Origin of the sequence: Bradyrhizobium sp. 138 (assembly GCF_023074075.1) — a bacterium.
Taxonomy (GTDB): domain Bacteria; phylum Pseudomonadota; class Alphaproteobacteria; order Rhizobiales; family Xanthobacteraceae; genus Bradyrhizobium.
In genome coordinates, this window is the sequence record NZ_JADPKT010000007.1 from 1 (window position 1) to 26008 (window position 26008).

The window sequence follows — 26008 nt, forward strand, 5'->3', positions numbered from 1 at the left end:
GCGGCATTTGGTGGCGGCTTCCATTGCGCCACACTCGACGTCCGACGGCGCGGCACATTGAAGAGCTATTTTTGAACCGACTTCCAACACGTCTCGTCGCACCGTTCTGCCTAAGTGGTGATTTCAGTCCGATCATGCCCAATAGAATAAAGCCGATGCAGGTAAGCCTAAGCAACGTCAGGGGCTCGTTAAATAGATAGATGCCGAGCGCCGTGGTGCCAACAGTGCCAATGCCTGTCCACACCACATAGGCTGTACCGACCGGCAGCGACTTAAGGGCGATTCCGAGGAACCCAATACTGGCCGCCATAGCGACAATTGTGCCGATTGTCGGTAAAACGCGCGCGAAGCCTTCCGTGAATTTGAGACCGATCGCCCAGGCGATTTCACACAGGCCAGCAACGAGCGGTAAGAGCCAAGCCATGGGAATGACCCTAAACGCTTGAACCACGAGCAATCTCTCTCAGGGTATGTTCCAAATCAATGCTTTGAAAGTTTTGTAGTAGGATCGGGCTTAGGGCTGGCCCCAAAGAGATCGAGCATTGCCCGCACACCGTCTTGGTCGTCTGCAACCACCGCACTGCTAACGGCGCAAGAGTCGGCTTGGGGTCAGGAGCAGACGATCGCGGCCAAGCCAAGTGACTTCCGCTGGCCGTTGCAACCCGACGCTGATGAGGACACGCCCTAGCTCGTTCGCCTGCCCCTACGCATCGTTGCCAGCACGATGTCGGCGGCGAGCACGCTCGGCAATTTGTTGCCGGTGGACATGATCTGATCGAGCTGGGCGAAGGCCTCGACCTGATGCCGGCGCAGCGGCGAATCCGTCAGCAACTCGGCGAGCGCCGGTGCCAGATTCTCCGACGTGCAGTCCTCCTGCAGGAACTCCGGAATCACGTCCTTGCCGATCACGAGATTGGCAAGGATCACCGAGGAGACGCGGATCGCGCGGCGCAGGATGAAGGCCTCGATGGCGCCGACGCGATAGGCCGTCACCATCGGAATGCCCGACAGCGCAAGCTCCAGCGTCACCGTGCCGGATTTGGCCAGCGCGGCCCGCGCGATGCGGAACGCGGCGCGCCGCTCATTTTCGCCGATCACGATCTGCGGCTTGACCGGCCAGTTCGCGATGCCTTCGCGGATGGTGGCTTCGAGATGCGGCATGGTCGGCAGCAGCAGCTCGAACGCGTGCCCTTCCGTCTGCAAGCGGCCGAGCGTTGCGCCGAACACCGCGAGATGGTGCCTGACCTCGCTGCGACGGCTGCCGGGCAGCACCAGCAGCACCGGCGGCTCGCCGGCGCGGCGCACCTGCTCCTCCGCATTCGGCCGCAACGACGGCAATTGCTCGATGAGGGGATGGCCGACATAGCTGCATGGCGGCCCGCCGAGCTTGCGGTATTCCTCCGGCTCGAACGGCAACAAACCGAGCACATGGTCGACGTAGCCGAGCATGGTCCGCGCCCGTCCCGGCCGCCAAGCCCACAGCTGCGGCGAGACGTAATCGACGACCGGGATCGCGGGATTCTTCGCGCGCACGCGGCGGGCGACGCGATGGGTGAAATCCGGGCTGTCGATGATGACGAGCGCGTCGGGCGCCGCCTCCAGCACAGCCTCCGCCGTCTTGCGGATCAACCGCAGGATCTTCGGCAATTGCTGCACCACCGCGGCGAAGCCGACGATCGACAGCTCCTCGATCGGAAACAGCGATTCCAGCCCCTCGCGCGCCATGGTGCGGCCGCCGACCCCGACGAACTCTACGCCGTCGCCGAGGCGCTGGCGCAGCACCTTCATCAAGGCGCTGCCGAGCCGATCGCCGGATTCCTCGGTGGCGATCAGGAAGATCTTGCGCTTGGGATCGCTCGACTGCATCACGCCGGCAGGCCAATGACGAAGAGATATTTCGCGTCGGCGAGCGCGATCATCGCCTGCGGCTCGGCGGCGATGGTGTTGCCGGCGATGACGGCGATGCCGGCCAAGCCCGCGGCGGCAACACCTTCGAGCGTGCGCGGCCCGATCGTCGGCAGGTCGAAGCGCAGATCCTGGCCACTCTTGGGCGCCTTCACCAGCACGCCGCGGCCCATGGCGGCGCGGATGCGCCCCTCCTCACGCAGCCGCGCCACGCGCGCGAGCAGCGCGTCGGTGCCCTCGATGTCCTCGACCGCCACCACATGGCCGTCGATCACCACCGCGGCCTGGCCGATGTCGAACGGTCCGAGCGCAGTCAGCACCGCACGGCCGCGCGCGATGTCGGTCTTGCTGTTGTCGTTCGGCCAGGCGCGGCTGATGCAGCCCTCGGGCATCAGGAGATCCGGTGCGACGTCCTTGATGCCGACCATGCGAAAGCCGTCCTGCTCGAGGAGGCGGCCGACGCCGGACAAGAGATGATCGTCGCCGCCGCGAAAGGCGCGGATGACGTTGCCGAGCAGGCGCAGCGTCTTGACGTCGAACCGGATCTCCGCAAGCGAAGGCCGCACCAAGGTGCCGATGAAGATCAGGTCGCGGCAGCCCTCCTCGCGGAACAGCCGCATCGCACGGCCGAGCTGGCCGACCGAGATCCAGCGGTGGCGGAACTTCTCCACCCGCGCCGGATCGCAGGCCCCCCGCAGCGGAAACAGCACCGGCGTGATGCCGCGTGCGGCGAGCGAATCGGCGACCGCGAACGGCATCGCGCCGCCGCCGGCGACGATGCCGACCGGCGAGGAAATCTCCGACGCCGCCGATGTCATGCCCGCGGCCATCCCAAGATCACTTCGTAATAGCGGGAAGACAGAGCGGGCGCTTGCCCTTGCCGATGAAGTCGAGAATCTCGGCAATCGCCGGATCCTCGCCCGCGAGCGGCCTGGATGCCTCCAGCCGCTCGGCGAAGGTGCCCGGTCCGTGGAAGAGCTTTTGGTAGAACCCACGCACGGTCGCGAGCCGCTGCTTGGTGAACTTGCGCCGCTTCATGCCGATCAGGTTGAGGCCCTCAAGCACGGCGTATTGGCCGTTGACGAGGCCAAACGGGATGATGTCGTCGCGCACACCACACACGCCGCCAACCATGACCTGCGGCCCGATGCGGGTAAATTGATGCACGGCGGACAGTCCGCCGATGAAGACGAAGTCGCCAATCTCGCAATGACCGCCGAGCGTTGCCGACGTCGCGAAGATGACGTCATTGCCGACATGGCAATCGTGGCCGACATGGCTGCAGTTCATGAAATAGCCGCGGTCGCCAACCGTGGTGACCCCGCCGCCGGCGACGGTGCCGGCGTTCATGGTCACGGATTCGCGGATGGTGCAGCCCGAGCCGATCTTGAGCTGTGTCAGCTCGCCTCGATAGCTGAGCGACTGCGGCGGTGTGCCGAGCGAGGCGAACGGGTAGATGGTGCAATCGTCGCCGATCGTGGTCTGCGCGGTGATATGCACATGCCCGATCAGCTTGCAATTCTTGCCGATCACGACGTTGGGGCCGATGATGCAATAGGGCCCGATCTCGGTGCCCTCGCCGATCACGGCGCCGTCCGCGATCCGTGCGGTGGGATCAATCTTGCTCATCAAACCCAATCTTACTCGTCAAGAATGTCTGGTTATCTACTGAAGTCGCTCAGTTTTCCGGTGGTTAGCGCGACTATGCCCGATCTGTCCAGTGACGTATCATCTCTAGCTGTTTCAAGTACCGGATGAGGCGGCCGTCCCGGTCCGTCAACACGTTCAAGCGGAGCTTCAGCACCGTGGTCAGGGCCTTGGCACTTCTCTTCGCACAGCTCGCGGCCGCGCCGATCGTGTCCGAGACGGTCGAGACCGGCGATCGCCGGCCCATCGACCTCACGACATTCGAATGCCGTGACATCAGCCGCAGCACGGTGCTTCAGCGTGTCTGCTACGACCCCGCGCAGCACGATCTCGTCGTCGCGACTGGCGGCTTCTATGCGCGCTACTGCGGCGTCGCGGCCGAGACAGTCGACCGCCTTCTGGGCGCGCCATCCATGGGTCAATTCTTCAACCGGCATATCAGGCGCGAGGCCGCCGGCAGCCGCTACGATTGCAGCGCGTAAGCCTCGGCCTGAAGCCGCTCAGTCCGTCAGCATGGCGCCGACATCGGCTTCCGCAACCACCTGCCCGTTGACCTTGGCGTCGCCGTGAAACCACCACATGGCCTTGCGCCGGCCGAGCGAGCGCATGTGGTACTCGATGGTGTCACCGGGCAGCACGGGCTTGCGGAACTTGCACTTGTCGATGGTGAGAAAATAGACCGCCCGCGGCTTCTCGGTGCCTTCGACCGACTTGATGCCGATCACGCCCGCGGTCTGCGCCATTGCTTCGATCATCATGACGCCGGGATAGACCGGGCGCTCCGGGAAATGCCCCTGGAAGGCCGGCTCGTTGAAGGTGACGTTCTTGATGCCGATGCCGCTGTAGTCGGCGCGGATATTGATCACGCGGTCGATCAGCAGCATCGGAAAGCGGTGCGGCAGGGTCTGGAGGATCGCGTTGATATCCACCAGCTCGAACTTAACAGGTGATTCCGCCGTCATTCCCGTCCCTCGTCCTTCGCATCGGCCTTACTGTCGCGCACCAGGCGTTCCACCGCGATGATCTCCTTGAACCACTGCTTGGTCGGTTTGGCAAAAAAGCCACCCCAGCGTCCGCCTGCGGGGATGTCGTCCTTGACGCCGCTCATCGCGGTGACCTGGGCCCCATCTCCGATCTTGAGGTGGTTGTTGATGCCAACCTTTGCTCCCAGCGCCACGTTGTCGCCGATGGTCAGGCTGCCGGCGAGCCCGATCTGAGCCGCCAGCAGGCAATTCCGGCCGATGGTCACATTGTGGCCGATCTGGACCTGATTGTCGATTTTGGTGCCCTCCCCGATCACGGTGTCACGCAAGGACCCGCGATCGATAGTGGTGCCGGCGCCGACCTCGACATTGTTCTGGATCAGCACCCGGCCGGTCTGCGGCACTTTCAGATGGCCCTCGGGGCCGAAGAAGATGAAGCCGTAGCCGTCCTGGCCGATCGAGCAGCCGGGATGGATCAGCACGTCGTTGCCGATCAGGGCGCACTGGATGGCTGTGCGGGCGCCGACATTGCAGTCCCGGCCGATCTTGACCCCGGGGCCGATCACCGCCCCGGCGCCGACCACCGTGCCGCTGCCGATCTCGACGTCCGGGCCGATCACTGCCAGCGGATCGACGATCACGCCGTCCTCGAGCCGGGCCGTGGGGTCGATGATCGCGGACGGCGCGATGCCGTCATTGCCGACCCAGGATTGCGGCCTGAGCGCGTCGCCATGCCATTCCCGGGCGAGCCTGACGAAGGCCCGGAACGGCTGCGCCACCCGCAGCACGGCCACATGCGCGGGCACCTGCGCCTCGAAGCGCGGGCTTACCAGGCATGCGCCGGCTTTGGTCGCCTTGAGCTCGTCGGCGTATTTCAGATTGTCGAAGAACGCCAAATGCATCGGGCCTGCTTCGTCGAGCGAAGCAAGGCCCGTGATGATGTGGCCGCCCCGGCCGGGATCGACCAGCTGCGCCTGAGTCAGCGCGGCAATGTCAGCCAGCGCTGAGGCAGGCGGTTTTGTGAAGAAGATCGGCTGCGCCATTCCACCCCGTCGCGGTCCGGCTTCGGCATGAAGCGGTCAGGCCGCATCATGCCCCATCTCTTGGAATGGCACGATCCCTTTCGGAAACCGGCTCCAGTGATCCGGATCGTGCCGTGCTGATCGAACTAGAACGTGGTGCCGCCGCCGAACCGGAACTCCTGCGTGCGGTCGTACTTGCCCTTGCTGAGCGGCACGGCGTAGTCAAAGCGCAGCGGGCCGAACGGCGACTGCCAGATCAGGCCGACACCGACCGACGAGCGCACCACCTTGCTGTCGTCATAGACGAGGCCGGTACAGGTGCCGGTGGACGACGGATTGACGCTCGACGGGATACAGCCGGGCACATTGACCTCGTTGGTCGTGGTCCAGCTCGTCGGTCCCCTATAATCGTAGAGGCCGCCGGCGTCGGCATAGACCGCGCCCTTCAGACCCACTTCCTTCGGCAGGAACCAGAACGGCATCTGCAATTCGAGCGAAGCACCCCAGTACTTGGTGCCGCCGAGCGCATCCTGCGTACCAAAGGGGTTCAAGTCGCGCGGGCCGATGCCGTTCGGGGCAAAGCCGCGGACCAGATTCGGACCCATCTGGAAGTGATCGAGCATCCGCAGATCATCGTTGATCTTGGTCAGAATACCGCCTTGGAGACGGACGAGACCGACGATGTCAGACACCAGCGGAGCATAGTACTTTCCGTCCGCGACGGTCTTCAGATAGGAGACGTCGCCGCCGACACCGGCGAAGTCCTGCCGGAAGTCGATGAGCAGACCGTCGGTGGGGTTCTTGTTGTTGTCCAGCGTGTTGTAGGTCAGCGTGTAGCCGAGCGCCGAGGTCAGGGTCTTGCCGTTGGCAAGCTCCTTGCGCACCGGCAGCGAGGCTTCGCCGTCGTAGTAGCAGCCGAGGCCGTTGGTCGCGCTGAGATCCGGGACGCCGCCATTGGCAGCGGAGAAGGCTGGGCTTGTATTGCCCGCAACGCCGTTATTCAAACAGTTCGCCAGGTAGCCCGGCAGCGAGATTTCCTGCTGGTAGATCGAGTAGCGCAGCTGGAGCGACAGATCTTCGCGCAGGGAGAAGCCGAGGCGCGGCGAGAAGCCCAGCGTCTTGGTGCCGTAGGAGATGTAGTTGTTGGCGAGTTGCTGGCGCTGATAGAGGTCGAGGCCGAGCGCGACGCGGTAATCGAGCAGATATGGCTCGACGAACGACAGCGAGTAGCCGCGGGCATATTGGCCATAGGTCACCGACGCTTTGGCGAACAGGCCGCGGCCGAGCAGATTGCGCTCGGAGATCGAGACTTCGGCCAACGCGCCATCCGTGGTGGAGTAACCGCCCGAGACCGAGAAGTCGCCGGTCGATTTCTCTTCCATGTCGACGATCAGGATCACGCGGTCGCTCGACGAGCCCGGCTCCGTCGTGATCTTCACGCTCTTGAAATAGTCGAGGTTCTTCAGGCGCCGCTCGGCACGGTCGACCAGGGCGCGGTTGTAGGCATCTCCTTCCGAGATGTCGAACTCGCGGCGGATCACGTAATCGCGCGTGCGCGTGTTGCCGCGAAGGTTGATGCGCTCGATATAGGTGCGCGGGCCCTCGTCGATGTTGAACACGACGGAGACGGTGTGCGCCTCGAAATTGCGGTCGCCGCCGGGACGGACCACGGCGAAGGCATAACCGCGGCGCGAGGCCTCGATCTGCATTTCCTCGACCGACTTCTCGACCGATTCGACGTTATAGAGGGAGCCGACATTGACGCGGGAATAGCCGCGCATCGAGCTGGGATCGAAATTCGGAATGCTGGAGCGGAAATCGACCGCGCCGACGCGGTACTGAACGCCTTCCTCGATCTTGAAGGTGACGTTGAAGCCCTTCTTCTCCGGATCGTATTCGGTGAGCGCGGCCACGACCTGGACGTCGGCGAAACCGTGTTTGAGATAGAAGCGGCGGATCAGGTCGCGATCGGCCTCGACGCGATCGGGATCATAGACGTCACCGCTGCCGAGGAAGCTCAAGAGGTTCGTTTCGCGCGTCTTGATGACATCCCTGAGACGATAGGACGAGAACGCAACGTTGCCGACGAACTCGATCGATTTGACGCCGGTCTTGGCGCCCTCCTCGACCGTGAAGATGAGATCGACGCGGTTGTTCGGCTGCTCGATGATCTCAGGCGTGACGTGGACGTCGTAGCGGCCCGACCGGCGATAGATTTCAGCGATTCGCAGCGTGTCGGACTGCACCATGGCGCGGGAGAAGGTGCCGCGCGCCTTGGACTGAACTTCAGCGGTGAGCTGCTCGTCCTTGATCTTCTTGTTGCCCTCGAAGGCGACCCGGCCAATCACCGGGTTTTCCACCACCGAGACGATGATCTGGCCGCCGGAGCCGCGGTTGATCCTGACGTCCTGGAACAGGCCCGTCTCGATCAACGCCTTGAGGCCGTCGTCGACGGCGGCTTGATCCAGGCGACCGCCCGGACCCGGCTTGAAATAGGAGCGGATCGTCTCCACCTCGACGCGGCGATTTCCTTCGACGGAAATCGACTGAACGGTCTGAGCGAGCGCAGACGAAGACACAAAAACAGCCCCAACCGGGGCAACCACCGGCGCGCCGAACATGATCAGGGTTGCGAGCAAGCCCCCCCGGAGTCGCAGTCCAAACTTCATCGCGCAACGCGCCCTTATCATTCCGAGCCAGACCCAACCCCAACGCCGGTCTGGAGATTCCCCAAGTCGAGGCCGCTTGTAGCCAATTTCCCCGACGCCGCAAACGGCCGAAAGCGTCGTGATTTCAATTTCATTCCAAGACGTTGCTCAACAGCAACGCCACAAAAAAGCCTCCATCAAGAGGCCGCCATCCGCAGGATGTCGTTGTAGGTCGCAAACACCATCAACATCAGCACCAAGCCGAGCCCGATTCGGAATCCCATCTCCTGAGTCCGCTCGGACAGGGGCCGGCCACGAACCACCTCAGCCGCGTAGAACATAAGGTGACCGCCATCGAGCAGCGGGATCGGGAACAGGTTCAACAGGCCAATCGATACCGACAGCACCGCGCACAAATTGATCACGAACTGGAACCCGGCGCTGGCCGCCTGCCCCGACATCTTCGCGATTCCCAGGACGCCGCTAACCTCGTTGGGATTGCCGTTTCCGACGAACAGCGATCCCAGGAACTTGAAGGTGCTGGTGATGATGAACCAGACCTGCTCGACCCCGATCTTGAGTGCCTCGCCGACGCCGACCGGCGCGGTCGAGGCCTCGCCGGCCTGCGACTTGTGCTCGACGCCGAGCACACCGAGACGGTGGCTGTTGCCGAATGGATCCTTGCGCTCGAGCAGCGCCGGGGTTGCGGTCAGCGAGACGATGGTACCGTCCCGCTTCACCTGGAAGGCAAGCGCCGAACCGGCGTTCATCGCAACGATTCGCTGCATGTCGGCAAAGCTCTCGATCGGCTTGCCGTCGATCTGGACGACGATGTCCCCGACCTTGAAACCGGCCGCAGCGGCGGCGCCGTCGGCGACGACGCCGTCAACGCGCGCGATCGTGCTCGGCTTGCCGTAATACAGCGCCATGCCCGCGAAGATCAGCGCACCCAGGATGAAATTGGCGATCGGTCCGGCCGCGACGATGGCAGCGCGCGGGCCGACCTTCTTGTGGTGGAAGCTACCGGCGCGCTCCTCGGGAGACATGGCCGCGAGCGTCTGGGCCGACGGGGTCGAGGCCTCGCTCTCGTCGCCGAAGAACTTGACGTAGCCGCCGAGCGGAATTGCCGAGATCTTCCAGCGGGTGCCGTGGCGGTCATTGAAACCGACCAGCTCAGGTCCGAAGCCGAGCGAGAAAGTTAACACGCGAACGCCCGCCCAGCGCGCGACCAGAAAGTGGCCGAGCTCATGGAAGAACACGACGATCGTCAGAACGAACAGGAAGGGAACCGCGTAGCCGAGGAGCCCATGGCTCAACGTATTGAAACTATGGACGAAAAAGTCGATCATCGATTTCCCTCATCCAGCGCCGCAAGGCCCTGGCCGCGAACCATCTAGGATGCCTTTAAGGCAATTTGAGGCAATAGGGCGGCAGCCCTATTTCGAGCAACATGGTCAACAGAGATTGCATCGTCGGCGGACGTCAGGGGCGCCTGGTTCCCGCTGCGGATCCAGTCGTCCAGTGTCGCTTCCACCAGCCGGGCAATCGCGCCGAACCGGATCTTGCCGGCGATGAACGCGGCGACCGCGACCTCGTTGGCTGCGTTGTAGACGGTGGTCGCCCCCTTCCCGGTCCGGAGCGAATCGAAAGCCAAGCGCAGCCCGGGGAAGCGCTCGAAATCGGGGGCCTCGAAGGTGAGCTGGCCAATCTTGGCGAGGTCCAGCCTGGCCGCCGGTCCCTTGATGCGATCGGGCCAGCCGAGGCAGTGCGCGATCGGGGTGCGCATGTCGGGCGCGCCGAGCTGGGCCATCACCGAGCGGTCGGAAAACTCGACCATGCCGTGGATGATCGACTGCGGATGAACGAGAACATCGATCTCGTCGGGCGTAAGCGCGAACAGATAGGACGCCTCGATCACCTCGAGCCCCTTGTTCATCATCGAGGCGGAATCGATCGTGATCTTCTGGCCCATGCTCCAGTTCGGATGCTTCAAGGCCTGCGCAAGGGTCGCCTGCTCGATATCCGCCGGCTTCCAGGTGCGGAATGGGCCGCCCGAGGCCGTGATGATGACGCGCACGAGCTCGTCGCGATTGCCTGACGCGAGCGCCTGGAACAGCGCATTGTGCTCGGAATCGGCCGGCAGGATGCAAGCGCCCGCCTTGGCCGCACGCTGCATGAAGAAATCACCGGCGCAGACCAGACATTCCTTGTTGGCCAGCGCCACATGCGCGCCGCGATCGACCGCTGCCAGTGCCGGTTTCAATCCGGCAGCGCCACTCACGGCCGCCATCACCCAATCGGCCGGACGCGCGCCGGCTTCGATCACCGCGCTTTCACCGGCACCGCATTCGGTGCTCGTTCCCGCCAGTGCGGACTTGAGCTCGGCGAGCTTGGAAGTGTCAGCGATTGCGACGTAACGCGCGGAAAATTCCTTCGCGAGCTTCGCCAGCGCTTCGACGTTGCCGTTCGCCGTCAGCGCCTCGACGCGGTAGCGCTCGGGCGAGGCGCGCAGCAGATCCATCGTGCTGTCGCCGATCGAGCCGGTGGCGCCGAGAACCGTGACGCTGCGGACATCGGACGCAGCAAGCCTGTTATTACGCAATGGGACCGCGCTCATATCCTCACCAAACCATAAGACCGCTTCCGGCGCTATGCACACCATGGCGGAGAAAGCCGATAATCCATGCCGCCAGGATGGCGGCGACAAAGCCGTCCAGGCGGTCCAGAAGCCCGCCATGGCCGGGAATTAAGTGACTGGAATCCTTGACGCCGAAGCGCCGCTTCACTGCGGATTCGAACAGATCGCCGAGCGCCGACACCACCGAGAGGATGGCGCTGACGAGGAGCAATGGCGCCATCTTTCCGAGCCCGCAAGCGGCAAATCCGACCGCAACCAAGAGGCTTGCGACAAAGCCGCCGAGAGCGCCCGCCCAGGTCTTCTTGGGGCTCACGCGCGGCCATAGCTTCGGTCCGCCGATGCTGCGGCCGGCGAAATAGCCGCCGATATCGGTCGCCCACACCACGAGCAGCACGAACATCAATGCGGAGAACCCGTTGACGAGATCCTTTCGCACCAGGATCGCGGCCAGTAGCGCCGCCGCCGCGTAGGCGAAGCCGGTCGCTGCCCACAAGAACTTGCCCCGCGCAATCAGCGTCACGATCGCACCGCCGACAAGGCCGACGACGACTGAGGTCTTGAGCGCGCCGAAAGCGACGGCGGCCCCCATCATGGCGATGACGATCGTGCCTGCGCCGGTCAGCGCGACCGAGGCCGCGCCCACCACCATCAGCCATTCCGCGAACAGTCCGATCGATACCAGGGTGACGAGAAGCGCCCACAACCAGCCGCCGGCATAGGCCAGCGCAATGGCGAGCGGCGCCAGCACCAGCGCTGCGAGGACTCGCATCACGAGATTGCTCGGGGCAGGCTTGGCGCCCGCCGGTGCGGAATCTTGTTCGCTCACGAGGCGGTTTTCGCAACCAGACCGCCGAAACGGCGCTCGCGCCTGGCGAATTCGGCGATCGCGCTTTCCAGCGCCGCCTTGTCGAAATCGGGCCAGTGGATCGGAACGAACACGAGCTCGCTATAGGCGGCCTGCCACATCAGGAAATTGGACAGGCGCTGCTCGCCGCTGGTGCGGATGATGAGATCGGGATCTGGAATATCGGGCGCATCGAGATGCGCGCCGAGCGTTTCGGCGTCGATCGTATCAGGGTCGCGCCTGCCCTCCGCGACCTCACGGGCGAGCTTCTGCGCCGCCTTCGCGATCTCCTGCCGCGAGCCGTAGTTGAAGGCGACGACGAGCGTGAGACGCGTGTTGTCGCGCGTCAGCTCTTCGGCCTCGTTCAAAAGCGCGCAGATGTCGCTCTCCAGCCCTTCGCGCTCGCCGATGATGCGGACCTTGACGCCGTCACGATGCAGGCTCGCCAGGTCGTTGCGGATGAAGCGGCGCAGCAGACCGAAGAGATCGCCGATTTCGCTCGCCGGGCGCGACCAGTTCTCCGACGAGAAGGAGAAGATGGTGAGATAGCGGATGCCGAGCTCGTGCGAGGCACGCACGACGCGGCGCAGGGCCTCGACGCCGCGGCGATGCCCTTCCGCACGCGGCAAACCGCGCGCGGCCGCCCAACGCCCGTTGCCATCCATGATGATGGCGACATGCGCGGGCGCCTCGGACCGATCGGGTCCTTCCGTTGCGGGCGCGGCGGCGTTGGACATGAAGGCGATGCCTTAAACGGTGAGGATTTCTTTTTCCTTAGCGGCCAGCAACTGGTCGATTTCGGCGATGGTGCCGTCGGTCGCCTTCTGCACCTCGTCGGCGTGGCGCTTCTGGTCGTCCTCCGACATCTCGTGGTTCTTCTCGAGCTTCTTGAGGACGTCGAGACCGTCGCGGCGGACATGGCGCGCGGCGACCTTGGCGGCTTCGGCATATTTATGCGCGACCTTCACCAGCTCCTTGCGCCGCTCCTCGTTGAGTTCGGGGATGCGCAGACGCAACACCTGGCCCTCGGTCGCGGGCGACAGGCCGAGATTGGAATCGACGATCGCCTTCTCCACCGCCTTGACCATCGACTTGTCCCAGACCTGCACCGAGATCAAACGCGGCTCCGGCACGCTGACGGTGGCGAGCTGGTTCAGCGGCATGTGACCACCGTAAGCGTCGACCTGCACCGGATCGAGCATCGAGGCGGAGGCGCGCCCCGTGCGCAGGCCTCCGAGCTCGTGCTTGAGCGAGGCGACGGCGCCCTGCATGCGGCGCTTCACTTCGTTGAGGTCGAAATTACCCGTGGGCATCACGTTTCTCCTTCAAAATCCCGGCGACCGCTCGGCGCCCCCTTCCGCGGGTGCGCCAGACGAGCCGTCAGCCGGCGACGATGGTTCCGTGGCCGACGCCACGCAGAATCGCGCCGATCGACCCCGGCTCCGCGATCGAGAATACGATGATAGGCAGCGCCGTCTCGCGGGCAAGCGCGAAGGCGGTCGCATCCATCACCTTGTAGCCGCCCTCGATCGCCTGCGAATGGGTCAGCCGGTCAAACCGCGTGGCGGCCGGATCCTTCTTCGGATCCGCCGAGTAGACGCCGTCGACATTGGTCGCCTTCAGCACCGCCTGGGCGCCGATCTCGGCGGCGCGCAGCACCGCGGTCGTATCGGTGGTGAAGAACGGATTACCGGTGCCGCCGCCAAGCAGCACGATGCGGCCCTCGGCGAGATATTTGTGCGCCGCAGTGCGGGTGAACAGCTCGGAAATCTCGGGCATGACGAAGGCCGACAGCGTGCGCGCCGGCGTGCCCTTGCGCTCGATCGCCGCTTCCAGCGCGAGGCAGTTCATCATGGTGGCGAGCATGCCCATGGTGTCGCCGGTCGGGCGCGATACGCCGCGGGCCGAGACCTCGACGCCGCGCACGATATTGCCGCCGCCGATCACGACCGCAACCTCGGTGCCGAGCTTGCGGGCGGCGATCAGATCGTCCGCAACCCGGTCGACGGTCGGCTGGTCGATGCCAAAGCCTTGCTGTCCCGCGAGATATTCGCCGGACAGCTTGATCACGACGCGACGATAGACCGGATCAGTCATGAGCACTTTCCTTGTCCGGGCGCCGCTTCCGGCGGCACGCCGGAAGGATCGTTCCGGCGCTTACTTCTTGCCGCTGGCCGCGGCGACCTCGGCTGCGAAGTCGCTTTCCTGCTTCTCGATTCCCTCACCGAGAGCATAGCGCACAAAGCCGGCGATCTTCACAGCGCCGCCGACCTTGCCCTCGGCCTCCTTCACGGCCTGCGCCACCGACTTGCCGGTGTCGTGGATGAAGGCCTGCTCGAGCAGACAGACTTCCTTGTAGTAGGTCTTGAGGCCGGACTCGACGATCTTCTCGATCACGTTCTCGGGCTTGCCCTGCTGGCGGTATTTGTCGGCCAGCACGTCCTTCTCGCGCTTGACGACCGCCGGATCGAGGCCGGACGGATCGAGCGCCAGCGGGTTGGTGGCGGCGATGTGCATGGCGATCTGGCGGCCGAGGGCTGCGAGCTCGTCGGCCTTGCCGGGCGATTCCAGCGCCACGATCACGCCCATCTTGCCGGCGCCATCGACCACGGCACCGTGGACGTAATGCGCCACGGCGCCCTGGCTCACCTCGAGCGAAGCTGCGCGGCGCAGCGTCATGTTCTCGCCGATGGTGGCGATCGCGTCATTGATCGCGGCTTCGACCGTGACGTCACCGACCTTGGCGGCCTTGATCTTCTCGACATCGGCGCCGACATCGAATGCAACCTGGGCAATCATCTTGACCAGGCCCTGGAACTGACCGTTGCGCGCGACGAAGTCGGTCTCGGAATTGACCTCGACCACGACGCCCTTGGTGCCCTTGGTGAGCGCGCCGATCAGACCCTCGGCCGCGACGCGGCCCGACTTCTTGGCGGCCTTGGACAGACCCTTCTTGCGCAGCCAATCCTGCGCCGCTTCCATGTTGCCGTCGTTCTCGGTCAGCGCGGCCTTGCAGTCCATCATGCCCGCGCCGGTTGACTCGCGCAGGTCCTTGACCATCGCAGCTGTGATCGTTGCCATCGTTGAAAATCCTTTGTGCCTGCCGGTTCGCCGCGGCGCGGCCCGATCGCCTCGCCGCGGTCCATCTCAGGGATTCGCGTCAACTGAATGGTGGCCGGATCCTATCCGGCCAATCCATCGCTCTTTTTTGACTATTCCGCTTCCGCGGTCAGCGCCTTGGCCTTGGCCACCCAGGCGTCCGCACGGCTCGGCAGACCGACTTCTTCGCCGATCTTGTGCGCGGTGTCGTGATCGAGCTCGGCGAGCTGCCAGTAGTGGAAGATGCCGAGGTCGTTGAACTTCTTCTCGATCGCACCCGACACGCCCGGGAGCTTCTTGAGGTCGTCGGCGGTGCCGCGCGGACCTGCAAGGCCCTGGAAGCCGCTCGACGAGGGCGCCGGCAGCTCTTCAGCAAGCGGACGGGCCGAGGCGCCGACGTCGATGCCCGAATCGCCCTGGGCACGGGAGATACCGTCGATCGCCGCGCGGGCGATCAGATCGCAATAGAGCGCGATCGCACGGCCGGCGTCGTCGTTACCCGGCACCACATAGGTGATGCCCTTGGGGTCCGAATTGGTGTCGACGATCGCGGCGACCGGGATGTTGAGGCGCTGGGCCTCCTGGATCGCGATGTCTTCCTTGTTGGTGTCGATCACGAAGATCAGGTCGGGCAGTCCGCCCATGTCCTTGATGCCTCCGAGCGAACGGTCGAGCTTGTCGCGCTCGCGCTGAAGCGTCAGGCGCTCCTTCTTGGTGTAGGAGCTGGCATCGCCGCCCGACAGCACGTCGTCGAGGTGCCGCAGGCGCTTGATCGAGGCCGAGATCGTCTTCCAATTGGTCAGCGTGCCGCCGAGCCAGCGCGAATTGACGAAATACTGCGCGCAGCGCTTGGCAGCGTCCGCGACGCCGTCCTGCGCCTGGCGCTTGGTGCCGACGAACAGGATGCGGCCGCCCTTGGCGACGGTGTCGCTGACCGCCTGCAAGGCCGTGTGCAGCATCGGCACGGTCTGCGCGAGGTCGACGATGTGAATGTTGTTGCGAGCGCCGAAAATGAACGGAGCCATTTTCGGATTCCAGCGGTGAGACTGGTGACCAAAGTGCACGCCAGCTTCAAGCAGCTGACGCATAGTGAAATCGGGTAGCGCCATCGTTCTAATTCTCCGGTTGGTTCCTCCGGAAACGTGTGAGCAAGACGGAGCGTTCTCGCCCCGGCTGCCACCGGACGGCCTTGTGAGCCATGTTTCCGTGTGAGATGGCGCGCTATATAGCGCCATTTCGGCCAGAAGCAAGGAAATAACGGGCCCATCTGGGGCACCGGAAAGCTTCGGTTGCTTCCCGGCACCCCCGGATGCCTAGCACTTCGGCTGGCCGGGCGGGCAAGGCTTTGGTGGCGGTCCGGCCGGCCGCGGCGGCGGGGGTGGTGCCGCACGCGGCGCGGCGGCCATGGGAGGCGGCGCCGGCCGCGCCACAGGAGGTGGCGCCGCACGCGCCATCGGCGGCGGTGGCGCTGGACGCGCCATAGGGGGAGGTGGCGCTGGACGCGCCATGGGGGGCGGTGCGGGCCGGGCAATGGGCGGCGGGGGTGCCGGTCGTGCCACCGCCACCGGCGGAGGCGCAGCCCTTGGCGGCGGAGGTGGTGCGACCCGCGGCGGTGGTGGCGGGGCCGGTCTCGCCAGAGCTTGCGGATGGGCTGGGGGCGCAACGGGCCTGGCGGCCTGCGGTAACGCGGCGGGCCGGTGATCCGGAACCCTGGAGGGCTCCCGTGCTGCCACCGGTGGCGGCGGAGGTGCCACCGGCTTGACCGTGTTCGGAACGGCCGGTTTGCCAGTAGCCGCGCTCGGCGGCGGCAAACCGCCCGGTTGCGGGCCGGTCGGCCTGCCGCGCGGGTCAGCCGCGGACGGAGGCGATGCCCCCGGCCTGGGTAGCCCCGCGGACGGGGTCGTTCCTCCGGGAGCCGGCGGATGGTTGGGCGCCGTCGCGGTCGCCGCGTTCGGCTGCGCGGGCGGGTTATTGCCGGCGGGCGACGTGGTGGTCGCAACGGGTTTGCCAGGAGCTGAGACAGCGCCGGGCGCGCCCCCTGCTCTTGCTGGGGGCGGTGGTCCGCCAGGTGTCCCTGGGACCGGCAACGTGTTCGCCTGCGGCAGCTTGGCCGGCGCTGCTCCGTGCGGGATGGTAGCAGCGTTGCCAGTCGGGGCCGTCGCGGCCGGACCCGGTGTGCCGCTCGGCGTGACAGTGCCGGGCGCCACCCCTGCCCCCGCCGGCGGAGCGCCAGGAGTCCCCGGCGATGGCGGGGTGGCCTGCGGCAGCTTGGCCCCTGCCGGGGGCTGCGCTGTTGTGGCGGGAGCGACATTGGCCGGAGCAGCTGCCGGGATACCCGGCTTCGCTGTCGGTTGGATGGTCGCGCTCGGCGGCATCGGCGCCTTGCCCTGCTGAATCAGGGCGGCGCGCTGCGCGACGGCCTGCGGCACGGCCGGACCTGCCGGGTTGGCACGACCGGCAACGGCTGGCGCCAGATTGGCCGGACCGGGTCCCGGCCCCGCAGCCGGCGCAGGCGCCGGCGGGCGATTGATCACCGTGTTGATCACCGTCGTATTGTGGATGTTCTGGTAGATGATGTTGTTCGGCGGCGGCGCGACATAGACCGGCGGCCTCACGAACACCGGGATCGGCACGAACACCGGCTGCGGCAGCACGAACAAGCCGACGACGGGCAGCGGCGGCGGCAGCACGACGAAATCCGGTGGCGGCGGCGGCAGATAATAGACCGGCGGCGGCGGTGGCGGCGCGAAGCCGAAATCGGGGTCGCTGAAATACAGCACCGGGCGATCGACATAGACCACCTCCTCCGGTGGCGGTGGCGGCACGTCGTAATCGATCATCGCAAAGGTCGGTGGCGGCTCGGCCGGCGCGGTGAGGATAGCAAGGCGCCGGCGTGCATCGGCCGCGTGCGGCCCGCGCGGATAGCGGCGCAGATAGGACCAATAGGCCTCCGGCGTATCGGTCCGGTATGTCCGCCGCCAGGTGATCGCCTCGCGCCGCGCCGCGACGATCGCCATCACGCGCTTTGACAAGGGATCACCGGGATAGGCCGCGAGGAATTCCTCGTAGGCCGCAAGCGTGTCACGCTCGAGCGCGGCGGCATAGGCGTCCTGCACGCCGAGATCGCGGATCGGCTTGCTGCGAATCGCGGCGACCTGATCGGGCGCGGCTTCCGGTGGCGGCGCGTCGGGCCCGCGCTCGAAGAACGAGAATGGCGCGGTGATCTTCTGCTCGTTCCAAGGCACTTGTGCACCCTTGGAAGCCTCGTTCACGCGCAGGCGGAGGCGGTCGAAGACCTCAGGCAGCGGCAGGCCGCCGGTGCGGATCATCTCGGCCAGCGACTGGGCGTAGATGCCGTAGGGCCCCGGCTCCTCCGGCGCCACCGTGCCGGGCGCGGCGTTGAAGGCGATCAGCATGTTCGGATCAGGTTCGACCAGCGCCAGTCCGCTCGCGATCGGCTGGCCGCCCTCGATGAAGGGCTGCGCGCGAGCAGCGTCGAGCACGACGATGTTGGCCTTGAGCGGAATGGCCGCAAGCTGCCGCGCGTAGTCGCTGATGCGCAAAGCCTCGGTCGGAATGTCGGTGTCGCGGCTGATGTTGGAATCGACCGGGATGAAATAGTTCTCGCCGGCAAGCTGCACGCCGTAACCGGCCAGATAGACCATCGCGACGGTGCCAGGTCCCGACGCCTGGGCCTTTTGGACGAAGTCGCGAAAACTCTTGCGCAGCGTATCGCCGTCGAGATCGCGGGCGCCGACGACGTCGAAGCCCGCCGCCTGCAGCGTCTGCGCGATCAGGCCGGCATCGTTCGCAGTCGTTGCCAGCGGCGACTTGGCGTAGGCGCCATTGCCGACCACCAGCGCAATCCGCTTCTCCTGCTGCTGCGCGCGCGCCTCGCCCGGCGCGCTGGCGGCAAGGGCCACGATCGGCAGGAGAAAGCAGATAAAGACCCTGAGCGTCCCACGCATGGCTTGCTGCCCGTTATTGTTGTTGAGGTGCCACCACGCATGAAGCGCGCGGCCGGCTGAACGAGGGTTGAACGAAAGGCTCGGATTGAGGCGGTGGCGTGGCCACGCCGCTGCCGGCGTAAGGCCAGCGCTAGAGCACGACGAGGCGGTCTTCCCCTCTGGCCTCCAGTTCACGCCATGCCGCGAGGCCGAAGTCAACAAACGCCCACGCTCGCTTATTCGGCCAGTCGAAGCTCCGCAACCGTCGTCCGCGCGGCCTGTTCCTCCAGCGGCAGAAAATCCAGGGGCCCCTGATTCTTGTAGCCCGAGGTGATCGCGAGCGTGAGGCCCCAGCCGAGCAATCCCGTACTCGAATTTGCGATCATCGCGTTTTTGCGCTCGCTGAAGCGCGCCACGAAGAACAAGGTCTGGCCCGATCGAGCGGTGAAGTCCACGCGCGTGACACCGAGCGCTGCCTCTTCCGCCACGAATTGATGTTGGCCTGCGGGCCGGTCGACATAGACGTATGTCCCGGTCTTCAGACCTTTGATCGGTGTTCCATCGATGCTGAAGGCCCAGTCGGGATCGCCAATCCCGCCGAAGCCCTTTTCGCGAAGGACGACCACACGTGCATGCCCTGCTTTGGGTGGACCGATCTTTCGCTCCGTTGCCGAATAGTCGAGCCCGCTCCTAGCGGTTTCACAGCCGCACAGCAACACGGCGGCCACGAATAGTACCAGTCCACGCAGCAACATCACGCCCCCAGACATTCCCGGGACGCATCCTAGTGGAAAGCACCGCCTGGTTGCAACATCATGACCACGACCACCGTGCCAGACTAAAGCTGCTGCACGTCCACCACGCCCGCGACGGCCTTGATCGCGCCGGCGATCTGCGGCGAGACCTTGAAGCGGCCGGGCAGCTTCATCTCGACCTCGGTCTCGAGGTCGAGCATCATCACGAGCGAGACCTCGCCGTCGCCATTGGAGCGCGGCGCGAGGCCCGGACTGCCGATCTTTGGCGCAGCGCCATTCGATGCGGCCATGTCGGGGCCGGCCAAACGCTTGGCGATCGATTCCAGCGGCTTGGTGTCGCGCACGAAGATGCGCAGCCCCTTCTGCGTCTTGGCGGCGGCATCATCCAGCGGCTCGGCATGCAGCACGCGGGCGCGGACGTCCTCGCCCTGAAGCTCGGCCCCGAGCTGCAGCAGCACGGCGGCGCCCGGCTCCAGCACGTCGCGATATTGCGCAAGGCCTTCGGAGAACAGCACCGCCTCGAAATGGCCGGTGGGATCAGACAGGCCCATGATGCCCATCTTGTTGCCGGTCTTGGTGCGCCGCTCCATGCGCGAGACCACGGTGGCTGCGACCTTGCCGGCGGTGGCGCCGGTCTTCACCGCGCGCGAGAATTCCGCCCAGCTCTGCACCCGCAGGCGCTTCAGCACGGTGGCGTAATCGTCGAGCGGATGTCCCGACAGGAAGAAGCCGATCGCATCATATTCGCGGCGCAGCCGTTCGGCCGGCAACCAAGGCTCGATCTGCGGCAGCATGATGGTCGGCGCATCCGCCGACATCCCGAACATGTCGTTCTGGCCGATGCTCTCGGCCTGATGCGCGCGCTGGCAGGCGGCGAGGATCGAGTCCGCGCCGGCGAAGACGCGTGCGCGGTTCGGCTCCAGCGTGTCGAAGGCGCCGGCGGCGGCGAGACTTTCGATGATGCGCTTGTTGATCGCGCGCGGATTGACCCGTGCGGCAAAGTCGGCGAGCGAGGTGAACAATCCCCGCTTGGTGCGCTCCTCGATGATCTGCTCGATCGCCTGGATGCCGACGCCCTTGAGCGCTGCGAGCGCGTAGTAGATCGTCTTCTCGCCAACCTCGAAGGTCGCGCCGGAGCGGTTGATGTTCGGCGGCTCGACCTTGATGCCGAGGCGCTGCGCCTCCGAGCGGAATTCGGACAGCTTGTCGGTGTTGTTCAGATCGAGCGTCATCGACGCTGCGATGAACTCCACGGGATAATGCGCCTTCATGTAGGCGGTGTGGTAGGACACCAGCGCATAGGCCGCCGCGTGGCTCTTGTTGAAGCCGTAGTCGGCGAACTTGGCGAGCAGCTCGAAGATGGTTTCGGCCTGCCCTTTCGGCACGCCGTTCTTCACCGCGCCCGCGACGAAGATGTCGCGTTGCTTGTCCATCTCGGCGCGGATCTTCTTGCCCATCGCGCGGCGCAGGAGGTCGGCGTCGCCGAGCGAATAGCCCGACATCACCTGCGCGATCTGCATCACCTGTTCCTGGTAGATGATGACGCCGAAGGTTTCTTTCAGGATCGGCTCCAGCACGGGATGCAGATATTCCGGCTCCTCGTCGCCGTGCTTGCGCGCGCAATAGGTCGGAATGTTCGCCATCGGGCCCGGGCGATAGAGCGCGACCAGCGCGATGATGTCCTCGAAACGGTCGGGGCGCATGTCGACCAGTGCGCGCCGCATGCCCTGGCTTTCAACCTGGAACACGCCGACCACCTCGCCGCGCGCCAGCATCTGGTAGCTCTCGGCATCGTCGATCGGCAGCGTCGCAAGATCGACGTCGATGTTGCGCGGCTTGAGCAGTTTGCACGCGACGTCGAGCACGGTGAGCGTCTTCAGGCCGAGGAAGTCGAACTTGACGAGGCCGGCCGGCTCGACCCATTTCATGTTGAACTGGGTCACCGGCATGTCGGATTTGGGATCGCGGTAGAGCGGCACGAGCTCGCTCAGGGGACGATCGCCGATCACGATGCCGGCCGCATGCGTCGAGGCGTGGCGCGTCAGGCCTTCGAGGCGCTGGGCGATGTCGAAGGCGCGCGCCACCACCGGGTCTTCGTCGCGGAAGGCCTGAAGTTTTGGCTCGCTCTCGATGGCGGCGGCGAGCGTCACCGGCGCCGCGGGGTTCTGCGGCACGAGTTTTGTGAGTTTGTCGACCTGCCCGTACGGCATCTGCAGCACGCGGCCGACGTCGCGCAGCACGCCGCGCGCCTGCAGCGTTCCGAACGTGATGATCTGCGCGACCTGGTCGCGGCCGTAGCGCTGCTGCACGTAACTGATCACCTCGCCGCGGCGGTCCTGGCAGAAGTCGATGTCGAAGTCCGGCATCGAGACGCGTTCGGGATTGAGGAAGCGCTCGAACAGCAGGCCGAACTTGATCGGATCGAGGTCGGTGATGGTCAGCGCCCAGGCGACCAGCGAGCCGGCGCCGGAGCCGCGGCCCGGCCCGACCGGAATGCCTTGCGACTTCGCCCATTTGATGAAGTCGGACACGATCAGGAAGTAGCCGGCGTATTTCATGCGCATGATGACGTCGAGCTCGAACGCCAGGCGCTTGTTGTAGTCCTCTTCGGTGGTGCCCTGCGACAGGCCGTGGACGCTGAGGCGGTTGGCAAGCCCCTCCTCCGCCTGGCGCTTCAATTCCGCCGCCTCGACTGCGGCAGCGTCCGAACTCTGCGCGGCGCCGACGGTGAAGAACGGCAGGATCGGCTTGCGCGTCATCGGGCGGAACGAGCAGCGCTCGGCGATCTCCACCGTCGAGGCCAGCGCCTCCGGAATGTCGGCGAACAGCACCGCCATCTCGGCACGGGTCTTGAAGCGATGATCGGGCGTGAGCTGCTCGCGCTCGGTCTCCGCGATCAGCCGCCCGCCGGCGATGCACAAGAGCGCGTCATGCGCCTCGTAATCGTCGGTCGAGGCGAAATACGGCTCGTTGGTCGCAACCAGCGGCAATCCCTTGGCGTAGGCCATGTCGATCAGGCCGCTCTCGACGCGCCGCTCCTTGTCGGTGTTGTGGCGCTGCAATTCGATGTAGAGGCGGTCGCCGAACAGGCCGGCCAGACGCTCGCAGCGCAGCGCGGCGAGCTCGCCAAGACCACCCGCCAGCGCCAGCGAGATCGGCCCGTCCGGTCCGCCCGTCAGCGCGATCAGGCCCTCGGTCTCGCCATCGAACCAGTCGAACTTGACGAACGGAGCATGGCTGTCTGGCGATTCCAGGAACGCGCGCGAGTTCAGCCGCATCAGGCTGCGATAGCCGCGCTCCTGCGCTGCCAGCAGCACCACGCGTGAAGGCCCCATCGCGTTGCGCGCGTTCGGATCCTGGTCGCCGAAATCGATCGCCAGCTCGCAGCCGACGATCGGCTGGATGCCGGACCCCGCCATCTTGTCGGAGAACTCCAGCGCACCGAACAAATTGTCAGTGTCAGTCAGCGCCAGGGCCGGCTGGTGATCCTTCTTGGCAAGCTCGGCAAGCTTGGCGATCTTGATCGAGCCCTTGAGCAGCGAATAGGCCGAGTGAACGTGAAGGTGAACAAATCCGGCGCTCGGCATGGTCGCGTGACGGCCTCTTGCAGATGAGATGGAGCGCTCGCCGGCTCTTCAAGGCATCATGCACCCGCCTGGCCGACTCGCCTCACAATGGTGGGGCGTCACTGCTCCAGAGTCCACGCCCGAGCGGCCAATTGGCCGCGTCGTCCTGCTTTTCCCCAAGGTGCACCGGTAATAAGGAGCACCGGTTTTCAAGACCGCTGCCCTGGAGCTGCGGAATCAGAGCTGCGGTATCACTTGGGCCCAGATCGCGATCATCCCGACGAACAGCGTGATCGATGCCAGGGCCGCCGCTTCTTCCACGAAAATCTTGAACATGATCTCGCTCCCTTGCTAGAACGTATGAAGAACATTGTTCTCATTTCGTTCTCAGGAGTCAAGCCGTCTCAACCATCCCGCAAAGGAATGGTTAACTCGCTGAACTCGCGCAAGAAAAAAGCCCCGGCGCAAGGCCGGGGCTTTCGACAAGCGCTCGAAAGAGCGATTGCTATCAGTAACGGCCGAGGATCGGGCCGCCGAACTTGTAGTTCAGGCGGACGAGGCCCATGTCGACGTCCTGACGGATACGATCCGTCTGCAGGCCGGCGAAGGTGACGTCCTTGTCCGACAGGAAGATGTGGTTGTACTCGACGCCAACCGACCAGTTCGGCGCAAAGCCGAATTCGAGGCCGGCACCGACCGTGCCACCCCAGCGGGTCTGGTCGTTCGAGGCCAGCAGCGCGCCCGAGGCCGTGCTGAACACGTCGTACTTGGCGCCAACCACGGCCGCACCGCCCTTGACGTAGAGCAGGACGTTGTTCCAGGCGTAGCCGACCTGACCGGTGATCAGACCGAACGAATCGATCTTCGAGCGATTGCGCTGCGCAAGGAAAGCGCTGACGTTGTCGCCCGTGAAGTCGGCCCAGTTGCCCTGACCTTCCACGCCGAACACCCACTGGCCCGACTGCCAGCGATAGCCGATCTGGCCACCGACCGTGCCGCCGGTCGCGTCGTGCGAACCTTCGCGGCCGATGAAGGGAGCGGTCTGATCCCAGGTCGAGCGCGCCGAACCGCCGCCGCCGTTGATGCCGATGTAGAAGCCGCTCCAGTCGTAGATCGCAGCGACCATCGCAGGCGCCTTGGTGTAAGGCCGAGCCGCGAGATCAGCAGCCAGCGCCGGCGCAGTCGCGCTGAGCGCGACGAGGCTCACAGCAGCAAGCAACACATACTTCTTCATTTGAATCCCGTTCCAGTTTCGTCGTTGGGCCCCCCGGCCGCGCCGTGGTCATAACAGCGATCGACGGAATTGCTGTAACCTCGACGCAACAGTTCGCTCCAAAGGCCCGCGCTTCATTAATGAAGATTTATCAGCGCGCGCTGGAAACCCTTTGAAACAAGCGTTTTCTGTAATTCCAATGTCGGCGACACGAGATAATTTGCATGCGCGCGTAACAACGTCGCGCGCACGTTCGCGTGATGGAGAATTGAAGATGCCTGGACGAACACTCTCCCCATTGTCGCCACATTTTCGCTCGCACTCGCCACATTTGTATTCGCGTCGAGCGCAAAGCACACCGGCGCTCGTTCGCCACGCACCATCCATTCTGCCTCACCTGTGATGAATGGCCGGGTCTGAGCAATTGCAGGTTCGGTACCTACGCGCAGTGTCAGGCAAGCGCATCGGGCCGCGCACTGATCTGCATCGCGAATCCGTATTTTCGCGGGACAAGAGCAAGGACCATGCGACACCAGTTAATTGTTTGACGTGACTCGGCTCCAGCCTCGATGGCCTTAACCCGCCAACGTCACGATCAAAGGTCCGTTTCGCGTGGCGATCACGGTGTGCTCATACTGGACGGTCGGGGCCGCGGGGCTGCTGTAGAGCGTCCACGGATCATCGCCATCCTCTGCCCACTCGGCGCCAAGAGACAGGAACGGCTCGACGGTGAACACCAGGCCCTCGTTCATGATGCGGCGCTCGGAGCGGTCGGGCCATGTTGCAATCTCGGTCGGCTCCTCGTGAAGCGACAGGCCGACACCGTGACTGGCCAGGTTCCGCACCAGGCTGTAACCGTTCTTCCGCGCAAAGATCCCTATGGCCTGACCGATGCGGGCAATCGGCTTGCCGGCTCCGACCTGCTGCAGGCCTGTCCACATCGCCCGCCGGCCATCCCTGCAAAGTCGTTCGACTGCCCGGGTTGCGGGTGGAACAGCGAACGAGGCGCCCGTATCCGCAAACAAGCCGTTCTTCTCGGCTGACACGTCGATGTTCACGAGGTCGCCGCGCGCGATCCGCCGCTCGCCCGGGATGCCGTGAGCGATCTCCTCATTCACGCTGATGCAGGTCGCCCCGGGAAACTCATAGGCCAGCTCCGGAGCCGAACGCGCCCCGGCGCCCTCCAGGAGCTATCGCCCGATCAGGTCGAGCTCGGCGGTGGTCATGCCCGGCTCGATCGCCTTCCCCATCGCCTCCAGCGCATTGGCGACAATACGCCCGATCTCTTTCAGACGCGTGAGGTCGTTGTCATCCGAGATTGTCATGTCAGGGCTCTTTCTAGAGGCGGGGCATAGCGCTTGTGCGGGCGGCTTGCAAACCGGAGCGCGCAGCGCAGACTCTTGTCGCAGCCGCGCCGGCGATTCCGCCGGGCTCGCGGACGAAGCGAAAAAAACTAAACCGTCATGCCACCGCAAGTTGTGATCGCGCCAATCGTCGTATAGCGTCGGTCACGGCCCTCACCATACCTGTCGATCATTTCATGCTGTCCCGAATATTGTTTCTGCTGGCCTTGCTGTCGACATCGGGCGCATTGCATACCGTGGCGGCGCCGGCCGAGAAACCTGGCTTTGCGCCCAGGCTGACGATCTATCTCGCCAAGGGCGCTCCTGACGCGTGCGGACCGGGTTGCGATCGCTGGATCGCGATCGAGGGCCAGATCGATCAGGACGCGGCGTCCCGC

At 65.1% G+C, this 26008-nt stretch carries 19 protein-coding genes and 3 pseudogenes; 2 read left to right on the forward strand and 20 right to left on the reverse strand.

Annotated elements, in window-relative coordinates:
* Positions 1 to 121: 121 nt before the first annotated feature.
* From IVA79_RS04365 to lpxA, 4 genes and pseudogenes are all read right to left on the reverse strand, one after another.
* A pseudogene (locus tag IVA79_RS04365) lies at positions 122 to 424 on the reverse strand (multidrug efflux SMR transporter); the annotation flags it as partial.
* A 260-nt stretch (positions 425 to 684) separates the two neighbouring features.
* Positions 685 to 1869, reverse strand: coding sequence for a lipid-A-disaccharide synthase (lpxB, locus tag IVA79_RS04370; RefSeq protein ID WP_247550649.1), 1185 nt, complete (start codon positions 1867 to 1869; stop codon positions 685 to 687).
* Complete coding sequence (gene lpxI / locus IVA79_RS04375) at positions 1866 to 2723, reverse strand: UDP-2,3-diacylglucosamine diphosphatase LpxI (RefSeq protein WP_247550650.1); 858 nt, start codon at positions 2721 to 2723, stop codon at positions 1866 to 1868. Before lpxI ends, lpxB begins: the two co-directional genes overlap by 4 nt.
* Positions 2724 to 2742: 19 nt before the next feature.
* A complete protein-coding gene (gene lpxA, locus IVA79_RS04380; protein ID WP_247550651.1) occupies positions 2743 to 3534 on the reverse strand; it encodes an acyl-ACP--UDP-N-acetylglucosamine O-acyltransferase in 792 nt (263 codons plus the stop codon).
* 176 nt (positions 3535 to 3710) lie between these two features.
* On the opposite strand from lpxA, the gene IVA79_RS04385 reads away from it, so the two are divergent.
* Positions 3711 to 4034: a KTSC domain-containing protein gene (locus IVA79_RS04385; RefSeq protein ID WP_247551414.1), complete on the forward strand. Its 324-nt coding sequence runs from the start codon at positions 3711 to 3713 to the stop codon at positions 4032 to 4034.
* Positions 4035 to 4052: 18 nt separating this feature from the next.
* On the opposite strand, the gene fabZ is transcribed toward IVA79_RS04385, so the two are convergent.
* From fabZ to IVA79_RS04460, 15 genes are all read right to left on the reverse strand, one after another.
* Positions 4053 to 4514 carry a 3-hydroxyacyl-ACP dehydratase FabZ gene (fabZ, locus tag IVA79_RS04390; protein WP_024341283.1) on the reverse strand — a complete coding sequence of 154 codons (462 nt, stop codon included), beginning with the start codon at positions 4512 to 4514 and terminating at the stop codon, positions 4053 to 4055.
* The gene (gene lpxD / locus IVA79_RS04395; RefSeq protein WP_247550652.1) at positions 4511 to 5578 is read right to left on the reverse strand and encodes a UDP-3-O-(3-hydroxymyristoyl)glucosamine N-acyltransferase; all 1068 of its coding nucleotides are present in this window, start codon (positions 5576 to 5578) and stop codon (positions 4511 to 4513) included. Before lpxD ends, fabZ begins: the two co-directional genes overlap by 4 nt.
* Before the next feature lie 125 nt (positions 5579 to 5703).
* Entirely contained in the window at positions 5704 to 8226 is a 2523-nt protein-coding gene (gene bamA, locus IVA79_RS04400; protein WP_247550653.1) for an outer membrane protein assembly factor BamA, read from the reverse strand.
* Between the two features lie 176 nt (positions 8227 to 8402).
* Positions 8403 to 9554 carry an RIP metalloprotease RseP gene (gene rseP / locus IVA79_RS04405; protein ID WP_247550654.1) on the reverse strand — a complete coding sequence of 384 codons (1152 nt, stop codon included), beginning with the start codon at positions 9552 to 9554 and terminating at the stop codon, positions 8403 to 8405.
* Between the two features lie 44 nt (positions 9555 to 9598).
* Positions 9599 to 10822 (reverse strand): 1-deoxy-D-xylulose-5-phosphate reductoisomerase, encoded by a 1224-nt coding sequence (dxr, locus tag IVA79_RS04410; protein ID WP_247550655.1) that lies wholly within the window; start codon positions 10820 to 10822, stop codon positions 9599 to 9601.
* Between the two features lie 4 nt (positions 10823 to 10826).
* Entirely contained in the window at positions 10827 to 11669 is an 843-nt protein-coding gene (locus IVA79_RS04415; RefSeq protein ID WP_247550656.1) for a phosphatidate cytidylyltransferase, read from the reverse strand.
* Positions 11666 to 12424: an isoprenyl transferase gene (locus tag IVA79_RS04420; RefSeq protein ID WP_247550657.1), complete on the reverse strand. Its 759-nt coding sequence runs from the start codon at positions 12422 to 12424 to the stop codon at positions 11666 to 11668. Before IVA79_RS04420 ends, IVA79_RS04415 begins: the two co-directional genes overlap by 4 nt.
* Before the next feature lie 12 nt (positions 12425 to 12436).
* Positions 12437 to 13000 carry a ribosome recycling factor gene (frr, locus tag IVA79_RS04425; protein WP_028136111.1) on the reverse strand — a complete coding sequence of 188 codons (564 nt, stop codon included), beginning with the start codon at positions 12998 to 13000 and terminating at the stop codon, positions 12437 to 12439.
* Positions 13001 to 13067: 67 nt separating this feature from the next.
* Positions 13068 to 13784, reverse strand: coding sequence for a UMP kinase (gene pyrH / locus IVA79_RS04430; protein ID WP_247550658.1), 717 nt, complete (start codon positions 13782 to 13784; stop codon positions 13068 to 13070).
* 60 nt (positions 13785 to 13844) lie between these two features.
* The gene (gene tsf, locus IVA79_RS04435; protein ID WP_247550659.1) at positions 13845 to 14768 is read right to left on the reverse strand and encodes a translation elongation factor Ts; all 924 of its coding nucleotides are present in this window, start codon (positions 14766 to 14768) and stop codon (positions 13845 to 13847) included.
* Between the two features lie 131 nt (positions 14769 to 14899).
* A complete protein-coding gene (locus tag IVA79_RS04440; protein WP_247550660.1) occupies positions 14900 to 15895 on the reverse strand; it encodes a 30S ribosomal protein S2 in 996 nt (331 codons plus the stop codon).
* A 204-nt stretch (positions 15896 to 16099) separates the two neighbouring features.
* The gene (locus tag IVA79_RS04445) at positions 16100 to 18754 is read right to left on the reverse strand and encodes a caspase domain-containing protein (protein ID WP_247550661.1); all 2655 of its coding nucleotides are present in this window, start codon (positions 18752 to 18754) and stop codon (positions 16100 to 16102) included.
* A 215-nt stretch (positions 18755 to 18969) separates the two neighbouring features.
* Positions 18970 to 19503, reverse strand: a complete 534-nt coding sequence (locus IVA79_RS04450) for a DUF2846 domain-containing protein (RefSeq protein WP_247550662.1) — start codon at positions 19501 to 19503, stop codon at positions 18970 to 18972.
* A 68-nt stretch (positions 19504 to 19571) separates the two neighbouring features.
* Complete coding sequence (dnaE, locus tag IVA79_RS04455; RefSeq protein WP_247550663.1) at positions 19572 to 23075, reverse strand: DNA polymerase III subunit alpha; 3504 nt, start codon at positions 23073 to 23075, stop codon at positions 19572 to 19574.
* Positions 23076 to 23562: 487 nt separating this feature from the next.
* Positions 23563 to 24288 carry an outer membrane beta-barrel protein gene (locus IVA79_RS04460; protein ID WP_247550664.1) on the reverse strand — a complete coding sequence of 242 codons (726 nt, stop codon included), beginning with the start codon at positions 24286 to 24288 and terminating at the stop codon, positions 23563 to 23565.
* A gap of 246 nt (positions 24289 to 24534) precedes the next feature.
* Here IVA79_RS04460 and IVA79_RS04465 point away from each other — a divergent pair.
* Positions 24535 to 24776: pseudogene (locus IVA79_RS04465) on the forward strand (DUF3551 domain-containing protein); the annotation flags it as partial.
* A gap of 66 nt (positions 24777 to 24842) precedes the next feature.
* Here IVA79_RS04465 and map read toward each other — a convergent pair.
* Positions 24843 to 25592 (reverse strand): annotated as a pseudogene (gene map / locus IVA79_RS04470) (type I methionyl aminopeptidase).
* Between the last annotated feature and the right edge of the window lie 416 nt (positions 25593 to 26008).

Bases quoted from the DNA above. Each gene is read 5' to 3' on its own strand.
- lpxI (WP_247550650.1), bottom strand. From the start codon at position 2,723: ATGACATCGGCGGCGTCGGAGATTTCCTCGCCGGTCGGCATCGTCGCC.
- lpxA (WP_247550651.1), bottom strand. From the start codon at position 3,534: ATGAGCAAGATTGATCCCACCGCACGGATCGCGGACGGCGCCGTGATC.
- fabZ (WP_024341283.1), bottom strand. From the start codon at position 4,514: ATGACGGCGGAATCACCTGTTAAGTTCGAGCTGGTGGATATCAACGCG.
- lpxD (WP_247550652.1), bottom strand. From the start codon at position 5,578: ATGGCGCAGCCGATCTTCTTCACAAAACCGCCTGCCTCAGCGCTGGCT.
- bamA (WP_247550653.1), bottom strand. From the start codon at position 8,226: ATGAAGTTTGGACTGCGACTCCGGGGGGGCTTGCTCGCAACCCTGATC.
- rseP (WP_247550654.1), bottom strand. From the start codon at position 9,554: ATGATCGACTTTTTCGTCCATAGTTTCAATACGTTGAGCCATGGGCTC.
- dxr (WP_247550655.1), bottom strand. From the start codon at position 10,822: ATGAGCGCGGTCCCATTGCGTAATAACAGGCTTGCTGCGTCCGATGTC.
- IVA79_RS04420 (WP_247550657.1), bottom strand. From the start codon at position 12,424: ATGTCCAACGCCGCCGCGCCCGCAACGGAAGGACCCGATCGGTCCGAG.
- frr (WP_028136111.1), bottom strand. From the start codon at position 13,000: ATGCCCACGGGTAATTTCGACCTCAACGAAGTGAAGCGCCGCATGCAG.
- pyrH (WP_247550658.1), bottom strand. From the start codon at position 13,784: ATGACTGATCCGGTCTATCGTCGCGTCGTGATCAAGCTGTCCGGCGAA.
- tsf (WP_247550659.1), bottom strand. From the start codon at position 14,768: ATGGCAACGATCACAGCTGCGATGGTCAAGGACCTGCGCGAGTCAACC.
- IVA79_RS04440 (WP_247550660.1), bottom strand. From the start codon at position 15,895: ATGGCGCTACCCGATTTCACTATGCGTCAGCTGCTTGAAGCTGGCGTG.
- IVA79_RS04445 (WP_247550661.1), bottom strand. From the start codon at position 18,754: ATGCGTGGGACGCTCAGGGTCTTTATCTGCTTTCTCCTGCCGATCGTG.
- IVA79_RS04450 (WP_247550662.1), bottom strand. From the start codon at position 19,503: ATGTCTGGGGGCGTGATGTTGCTGCGTGGACTGGTACTATTCGTGGCC.
- dnaE (WP_247550663.1), bottom strand. From the start codon at position 23,075: ATGCCGAGCGCCGGATTTGTTCACCTTCACGTTCACTCGGCCTATTCG.
- IVA79_RS04460 (WP_247550664.1), bottom strand. From the start codon at position 24,288: ATGAAGAAGTATGTGTTGCTTGCTGCTGTGAGCCTCGTCGCGCTCAGC.